Origin of the sequence: Herbaspirillum sp. CAH-3 (assembly GCF_009668275.1) — a bacterium.
In the GTDB taxonomy this organism is placed as follows: domain Bacteria; phylum Pseudomonadota; class Gammaproteobacteria; order Burkholderiales; family Burkholderiaceae_D; genus Herbaspirillum; species Herbaspirillum aquaticum.
Map to the genome: position 1 here is coordinate 1 of NZ_VSWE01000048.1, position 475 is coordinate 475.

1 protein-coding gene is annotated in these 475 nt (G+C 50.5%); it reads left to right on the forward strand.

From position 1 onward, the window contains the following. Positions 1–106: 106 nt before the first annotated feature. Positions 107–475 (forward strand): HTH domain-containing protein (locus FYB76_RS26525; protein ID WP_154135605.1); only part of this gene is annotated, 369 nt, incomplete at its 3' end.

Genomic DNA, 475 nt, shown 5'->3' on the forward strand with positions numbered 1-475 from the left:
TGTTGAATTGCATTTAAATCTGACCCACTTTCCTCGGAAATTTGCATCCTAAGTTGACCCATGTTTAGACCACAATCCTGCTCATGATAGCGAGCGGGAGAACGGAGTGATAAACGTGGCCCTACTTGGAATTATTCGACGCTGGTACATCAGAGACCATATCTCAATCCGGGAAATTGCCCGTCGCCTAGACATCTCCCGTAATACGGTTCGCCGTTATATCCGGTCAGACGCGATCGAGCCAGCATACTCAGCTAGGCGTTCGCCTAGCTCTCTTGATGAGTTTGCTCCCAGGCTCTCCGCTTGGCTGACCGCGGAATCCGTTAAATCTCGCAAGCAACGAAGAACTCTGAAACAGATGTTCCTGGATTTAAAAGAGCTGGGATATGAAGGGTCGTACGACCGCGTGGCCGCCTTTGGTAGACGGTGGAAGGTGGGTCAAATGGAGAGGGTCAAATCCGCGAGCAAATCAACA